Raw genomic sequence first — 7398 nt, forward strand, 5'->3', positions numbered from 1 at the left:
CAAGATTCCGACCGAAAAGCAGCCTTACCCTCGGGGCACTCAATAGTGTCCCCTCCGGAGTAAAATATGAGGATGAATCCGCAAAACAACTCAAACCCACGGATGGCGTCGATTCGTCTTGCGCTAATGCTCTGTTTCGTTAGGGGAGGTGGGGGCACTATGGGGGCATTTTCATGCTTGGGGACAGGATTGGGGGCACAAAAAAGGCTCTATTTATCCTTGTTTGTCTTAAAGAGGAATTTTCTAACTTATTGTTCTGCTTCTAAGTACCTGCTTTTAGCCTTTTCGAACTGCCAATCACATAAATAGATGGGATTAAACGCGGTCTAGTCAATCGGAAGGGGGCGGCGGGCCAACTTGCCACGCCGCGAAAAATGGACTACAGCTCCACTTTCTCTTTAAATTCACACAGATCTTCAATGATACAGGAACCGCAGCGAGGCTTACGGGCGATGCAGGTGTAACGGCCGTGCAGAATGAGCCAGTGGTGGCAGTCGACCTTAAACTCGGCGGGAACCACTTTCAGCAGCTTCTCCTCTACCTGTTCGACGTTCTTGCCTGGTGCAAACTGCGTGCGGTTACAGACGCGGAAGATGTGCGTATCGACGGCGATGGTTGGCCAGCCAAAAGCTGTGTTTAACACTACATTCGCCGTTTTACGCCCTACACCGGGCAGTGCTTCCAGCGCCGCCCGGTCTTCCGGAACTTCACCGCCGTGCAGTTCCAGCAGCATGCGACAGGTTTTGATGACGTTCTCCGCTTTACTGTTGAACAGGCCAATCGTCTTGATGTACTCCTTCACGCCATCGACGCCCAAATCGAGCATCGCCTGCGGCGTGTTCGCCACTGGGTAAAGTTTGGCAGTCGCTTTGTTGACGCTCACGTCCGTCGCTTGTGCGGAGAGCAGAACCGCAATCAGCAATTCGAACGGTGAAGTGAAGTTGAGTTCGGTGGTCGGGTGCGGGTTGTTGTCCCGCAGCCGAGTCAATATTTCAAGACGCTTGGTTTTGTTCATCAGGCCTTCTCTGCCCCATCCACGTTCACGCTATCGGCGGTAATAACCTGCTGAGCATGACGTTTCTTAGTCCGTTCATCGATAAGATATTTGATAGCCAGCAACATCCCCAGGCCGATAAACGCGCCCGGTGGCAGCATCGCCAGCAGGAAAGGGGTGTCGGTATGGAAGACTTCAATGCGCAGCACTTTCGCCCAGCTACCCAATAGGCCATCCGCACCGTCAAACAGCGTGCCGTTGCCGAGCAGTTCACGGATAGAACCCAGCACAAACATGGTGCAGGTGGCGCCCATGCCGATAGCAAAACCGTCCAGCGCTGATAGTGCCGGGCCTTTTTTGGCCGCAAACGCTTCTGCACGCCCCACGACAATACAGTTGGTGACGATAAGCGGGATAAAGATCCCCAGCGACTGGTACAGGCCGAACGCATAGGCGTTGATCAGCATCTGCACGGCGCTAACCACCGACGCAATAATCATCACGTAGATGGGGATACGAATTTCCGCCGGCGTCCAACGGCGTAGGCTGGAGATGGCCAGGTTGGTCAGGGTCAGCACCAGCGTAGTGGCAAGGCCTAAACCTAAGGCGTTGGTGGCGGTTGAGGTGACCGCCAGCAGCGGGCACATGCCTAAAAGCTGAACCAGCGCGGAGTTATTCTTCCACAGCCCCTGGACAATAACCTCTTTGACTTCACTCATCGTTTATCCTTCACAGGCTTGCAGTTGTGATAGTTGATCGGGCAGCGTTTGGGCGTACAGCCCTGCGCGTTTTACCGCGTTCACTACCGCGCGAGGGGTAATGGTCGCCCCCGTGAACTGGTCGAACTGGCCGCCGTCTTTCTTCACTGCCCACTGGCTATCGTTCGCACCGTCAATTTTTTTACCGGCGAAGAAGGTTATCCAGTCGGATAGACGAAGCTCAATTTTATCACCCAGCCCCGGCGTTTCGTGGTGCTCGGTCACGCGGGTACCAAGCACGGTACCGTTAAAATCGGCACCAACCAACAGCTGAATAGCGCCGGAATAGCCGTCCGGTGCGGTGGCTTCGAGTACGGCGGCGACTGGTTTATCGTCCTGACGAGCGATATAAACTTTATGCGCGCCTTTGCCGAGCTCTGGGGCTTCGACCACAAAGCAACTCTTCAGCAGGTCATTATTATAGCTGCCCGCCGGGATCACCTGCTGGAACAGGGCGTTTTGTTGCTTCTCGGCCTGGTCGTCGATGGTGTGCTTGGTTAACTGGTTGATCGCCGCCGTCAGCCCGGTAGAGCCGGCTGCGAACAGCGCCAGCGTGACACCGTGTTTACGCATGGTCTTTAACATGTGAATCCTCAGCGGTGTCCGTAAACGCGCGGGCGCGTGTAGTAATCAATCAGTGGGACGGTGATGTTGGCCAACAGCATGGCAAACGCCACGCCGTCCGGGTAGCCGCCGAAGCTGCGAATAAGCCAGACCAGCAGACCCGCCAGTGCACCAAAGATCAGACGACCCCGGTTGGTGGTAGAGGCGGTAACCGGGTCGGTAAGGATAAAGAAGGCACCCAGCATGGTCGCACCAGAGAGCAGATGCATCTGCGGCGAAGCGACGCTTTCCGGATGGAACAGCCAGCCGAGCGTTGAGCAGACGGCCAGGCTCACCAGGAAACTCACCGGAATATGCCAGCGAATTGCTTTTTGCCACAGCAGGAACAGGCCGCCGACCAGATAAGCCACGTTGACCCACTGCCATCCCGCACCGGCCAGCGCACCGTGATAAATCGAGGACTTCAGGATCTCATCCACCGGATGTCCGGCATGAAGCGACGTTTTGAACGTATCGAGTGGTGTTGCCTGGCTAATGCCATCGACACCCATCTTCAGCATCGTCATGTCCTGACCTGCAGCGGTATGACCGCTGAAGATCACCTGCAGCGCGTCCATAAAGTCCGGCACGTTGGCGGCGATATCATGCGGTGGCAACCAGGAGGTCATCTGAACCGGGAAGGAGATCAACAGTACCACGTAGCCAATCATCGCTGGGTTAAATGGGTTCTGGCCCAGGCCGCCGTAGAGTTGCTTAGCAATAATCACGGCAAACACGGTACCGAGTACCACCATCCACCACGGAGCAAACGGCGGAATACTGATGGCCAGCAGCAGACCGGTCAGCAGCGCGGAGTTATCGGCGAGCGTCTGACCGATGTTCTGCTTACGCAGGCGAAGCACCAGCGACTCGGCAAACCAGGCGGTAAGAATAGCGAGAACCAGTTGAATGACGGTTCCCCAGCCAAAAAACCAGCTCTGGACCACAATGCCGGGCAGCGCGGCAATGACCACCAGCATCATAATGCGCGATGTCTGGCGATGATTGTGGGTATAAGGGGAACTTGCGATTTTGAAAACCATTTAATCCTCGTTAACGGCCTGAGCGGCTTTCCTGGCTTGAACACGGGCAATAGCGGCGGCAACGGCGGCTTTGCGTGGGTCGTCGTTGGCGGCAGGCTCGTTCATATCCGGTGCGGCTGCTTTGCGCGCTTTGGCACGCGCGATGGCGGCCTCAACGGCAGCTTTACGCGGGTCGACCGCTGTCTCTTCAACGGTAACGGCTGGTGCTTCGACTGATTGTGCCGCTTTACGTGCTTTGGCACGCGCGATGGCGGCTTCAACGGCAGCTTTGCGTGGATCAACCGCGTCGGCAACGGTAGCGGGCTCTTCCGGCATTGATTGCGCAGCTTTACGTGCTTTAGCTCGGGCAATAGCCGCTTCAACCGCGGCCTTGCGCGGATCGATGGCCTCGTCAATCTCTGTAGATTCTGCGGCATCAGTCGGGGCCGCTTTACGTGCTTTAGCTCGGGCAATGGCCGCTTCAACCGCGGCCTTGCGTGGGTCGACAGCTTCAGCCGTCGCCTGCTGCTTTTCAGCCTGGGCGGCGCGAGCCTGGGCTTTGCGCGCTTCACGGGCGGCCGCCACGGCGCTGTTATCCGGCACGGCGCCAGCCTGAATCACAATTGGCTGCGTGGCCTGTTGCTGTTTATCTCGTACGCGAGCCAGTGCAGCATGAATCGCATCCTGATCTTTGGCGGCAGGCTGAACGGCAGCTTTTTTATGACGCTCTTCACGAGCGGCTTTCTCGCGTTCCAGACGCTGCTGGCGCGCTTCGAAACGGGCTTTAGCTTCTGCAGCGCGCTGCTCTTCCTGACGAATGGCGCTGATCTCGGCCTTTTCCTGACGGAAGTATTGCACCAGCGGAATGCTGCTTGGGCAGACCCACGCGCAGGCACCGCACTCGATGCAGTCGGAAAGGTTATGAGCCGTGGCTTTATCGTGCTGCTGGCCTTTGCTGAACCAGTACAGCTGCTGCGGCAGCAGATCAGCCGGACAGGCATCGGCGCAGGCGCTACAGCGAATGCACCCTTTTTCCTCTTCCGGCTCGCCCATTTCAGCGGCAGAAGGGGCCAGCAGGCAGTTGGTGATTTTGACCACTGGCACATCAAGCCAGGGCAGGGTAAAGCCCATCAGCGGGCCGCCCATGATCACCATCTGATCGCTGGTCGGGCAAAAATCGGCATGTTTCAGCAGATGCTGTACCGGGGTGCCCAGACGCGCCCATACGTTACCAGGTTGGCCAACTGATTCACCGGTCAGCGTGACGACGCGCTCGGTCAGCGGTTCGCCGTCGATCACCGCGCGTTTTACCGCATAGGCGGTGCCGACGTTCTGCATCAGTACGCCAATATCCGATGAACGGCCACCGTGCGGAACCTGTTTGCCGGTCAGAATTTGCGTCAGCTGCTTTGCGCCACCGGAAGGATATTTGGTTGGGATCACGCGCAGGCTAATACCGTGACAGCCGGCGAGCACCGCGCGCATCATCGAAATCGCCTGCGGTTTATTATCTTCAATGCCGATAAGCACTTGCTGCGGTTGCAGAATATGCGCGAGGATCTGAATCCCTTCGACAATTTGCGCCGCGCAGTCCTGCATCAGGCGATCGTCAGCGGTGATGTACGGTTCGCACTCGGCGGCGTTGATAATCAGCGTGGTGATTTTATCGCCGCCGCCGCGCAGTTTGTTGCCCGTCGGGAAACCCGCGCCACCTAAACCAGCGACACCATACTGGTGGATACGCTCGATAAGTGCGTCACGGCTATGGTTTTTGTAATCATTCCAGCCGTCGCGAGCTATCCAGCGGTCTTCACCGTCGGCTTCAATAATGACGCTCATTTCCGGCAGTGCGGAAGGGTGGGCGGTGGCATGAGGCTCAATCGCGATGACCGTCCCGGAAGTCGGTGCGTGGACCGGCAACATGCGTCCCCAGCCGCGCGTTAACGGCTGGCCACGGAGCACGTGATCCCCAGGCTTCACGCTGAGTTCACCTTCTGCGCCAATATGCTGCTTCAACGGAATAACAAAACGCTGGGCAAGGGGAACCTGGCGCAGTGGCGTGCCGTTTGACTGGGTTTTCATTTCAGGCGGATGAATGCCTCCGTCGAAATCCCAGATTTTGTCTTTTCTGAAGGCGGAGAATAGCTTAAGCATGGTGTTCCACAGGAATAATTCGTACCGGGATAGTGTGCAGATCCCACTTCCAGCTGTCGGTCGTCGTTTCGACAGGACGTAACTCGATACACTGCGTTGGGCAAGGGGCCACGCACAGGTTACAGCCGGTGCACAGGTCGCTGACCACCGTATGCATGGCGCGCGTCGCGCCAATAATGGCGTCTACCGGGCAAGCCTGAATGCACTTGGTACAACCGATACAGTTATTTTCATCAATGACGGCGAGCATGCGCGCTGGCTCGGCGGCCGCTTCGTCACCGCCGATGGGCTGCGGGTCAACGTTCAATAGCGTGGCAATTTTCAGCATCACGGCTTCGCCACCGGGCGCGCAGCAGTTAATTTTTTCACCGTTGCTGACCGCTTCCGCGTACGGGCGACAGCCGGGGTAACCGCACTGCCCACACTGGCTCTGCGGCAGCAGTTCATCAATTTTTTCAACTACCGGGTCGTCCTCAACGGCAAAACGGCGCGAGGCATAACCTAAAATGACGCCAAAAATCAGCCCTAACAGGCTTATCGCAGCGACAGCAATCCAGAAGGTCATCATTACAACTTCACCAGCCCACTAAAGCCCATAAAGGCTAATGACATTAAACCAGCGGTAATCAGCGCGATGGCGTTGCCGCGAAATGGCGCAGGAACGTCGGAGACCACCAGACGTTCGCGAATAGAGGCGAACAGCACCATGACCAGCGAGAAGCCGACGGCGGCTGAAAAGCCGTACAGCGCCGACTGCAGGAAATTGTGGCCGAGGTTGATGTTAAGCAGCGCCACGCCGAGCACGGCGCAGTTGGTGGTGATAAGCGGCAGGAAAATACCCAGCAGGCGATAGAGCGCCGGGCTGGTTTTACGCACGACCATTTCGGTGAACTGGACGACAACGGCGATGACCAGAATAAACGCCAGCGTGCGCAGGTATACCAAATCCAGCGGGATCAGAATCCAGGTATCGATAAGCCAGGCGCAGATAGAGGCCAGCGTCATCACGAAGGTGGTCGCCAGGCCCATTCCCATGGCCGTTTCCAGCTTTTTGGAAACACCCATAAACGGGCATAGCCCCAGGAACTTCACCAGGACGAAGTTATTTACCAGCACGGTACCGATAAAGAGCAATAAATAGTCAGACATCATTCGACCTGTAACAAAAAAAGCCACCTATTATCTGACAAAGTGTCTTGAGCGACAACAGGCTAAATGTGGGGTTATTACGCGTGAGTAAAGGTGCGTTTTACCCGCTGCGAACGCTTGAAGTACGGCACAATTAGCGCGGCGGCCAACAGCGGAAGCAGCAGCTGTCGTACGGCAAGGTCGTCAGAAATCGGCGAGAAGGCGAAGGCTTTCACCGCCAACAGAACGCCAATCATCAGCCAGATAATGTAATGCTTCGGTACGTTGTGGCGGCGCTTGAAGAAGGCGATAGTCAGCCACAGCGTGTAATAACACATGGCGATGAATGACAAGAAGGAGAGCGCGAGCAGGGCGATATTGGCCGCACCCATCTCTTTAATCAGACTTAGGGTGTTCGGCGTCAGCAGGACATAGCCAAATTTAACTAGCGTGAGGCTTTGTTGAATAAATAAGATTTCGTGCGAACGACCCTGTAGCTGGCTGGATTTTCAGGCAATACGCACGCTTTCTGGCATCCCGGCCTTTGTCATCCTGTTCAACGCACGCACCATGGCCATAGCTTCCGCTACCTGACCATCGTAGTCACGCAGCGTCAGTGAATCTCCCAACAACTGCTTCATTCTGTACATTGCCGTTTCCGCTATCGAGCGACGGTTATATTCCGTTGTCCATTTCCACCGCGCATTACTCCCGGTCATTCGCTGATTAGCCACTGCAC

At 56.4% G+C, this 7398-nt stretch carries 7 protein-coding genes and 2 pseudogenes; all 9 read right to left on the reverse strand.

The features are described from left to right. Positions 1-379: 379 nt before the first annotated feature. Entirely contained in the window at positions 380-1015 is a 636-nt protein-coding gene (gene nth / locus V6940_RS15635; protein ID WP_035897047.1) for an endonuclease III, read from the reverse strand. Then, positions 1015-1713: an electron transport complex subunit E gene (locus V6940_RS15640; protein ID WP_333496490.1), complete on the reverse strand. Its 699-nt coding sequence runs from the start codon at positions 1711-1713 to the stop codon at positions 1015-1017. Before V6940_RS15640 ends, nth begins: the two co-directional genes overlap by 1 nt. A 3-nt stretch (positions 1714-1716) precedes the next feature. Beyond that, the gene (gene rsxG, locus V6940_RS15645; RefSeq protein WP_333496491.1) at positions 1717-2337 is read right to left on the reverse strand and encodes an electron transport complex subunit RsxG; all 621 of its coding nucleotides are present in this window, start codon (positions 2335-2337) and stop codon (positions 1717-1719) included. Positions 2338-2345: 8 nt separating this feature from the next. Then, positions 2346-3398, reverse strand: coding sequence for an electron transport complex subunit RsxD (gene rsxD, locus V6940_RS15650; RefSeq protein WP_333496492.1), 1053 nt, complete (start codon positions 3396-3398; stop codon positions 2346-2348). After that, positions 3399-5531, reverse strand: coding sequence for an electron transport complex subunit RsxC (gene rsxC, locus V6940_RS15655; protein ID WP_333496493.1), 2133 nt, complete (start codon positions 5529-5531; stop codon positions 3399-3401). Continuing rightward, complete coding sequence (gene rsxB, locus V6940_RS15660) at positions 5524-6099, reverse strand: electron transport complex subunit RsxB (RefSeq protein ID WP_333496494.1); 576 nt, start codon at positions 6097-6099, stop codon at positions 5524-5526. Before rsxB ends, rsxC begins: the two co-directional genes overlap by 8 nt. Continuing rightward, positions 6099-6680, reverse strand: a complete 582-nt coding sequence (gene rsxA / locus V6940_RS15665; RefSeq protein WP_185666174.1) for an electron transport complex subunit RsxA — start codon at positions 6678-6680, stop codon at positions 6099-6101. Before rsxA ends, rsxB begins: the two co-directional genes overlap by 1 nt. A gap of 77 nt (positions 6681-6757) precedes the next feature. Further along, positions 6758-7135: pseudogene (locus tag V6940_RS15670) on the reverse strand (DUF2569 domain-containing protein); the annotation flags it as partial. A gap of 33 nt (positions 7136-7168) precedes the next feature. Beyond that, positions 7169-7398 (reverse strand): annotated as a pseudogene (locus V6940_RS15675) (IS5/IS1182 family transposase); the annotation flags it as partial.

Origin of the sequence: Kluyvera sp. CHPC 1.251 (assembly GCF_036759945.1) — a bacterium.
Taxonomy (GTDB): domain Bacteria; phylum Pseudomonadota; class Gammaproteobacteria; order Enterobacterales; family Enterobacteriaceae; genus Kluyvera; species Kluyvera sichuanensis.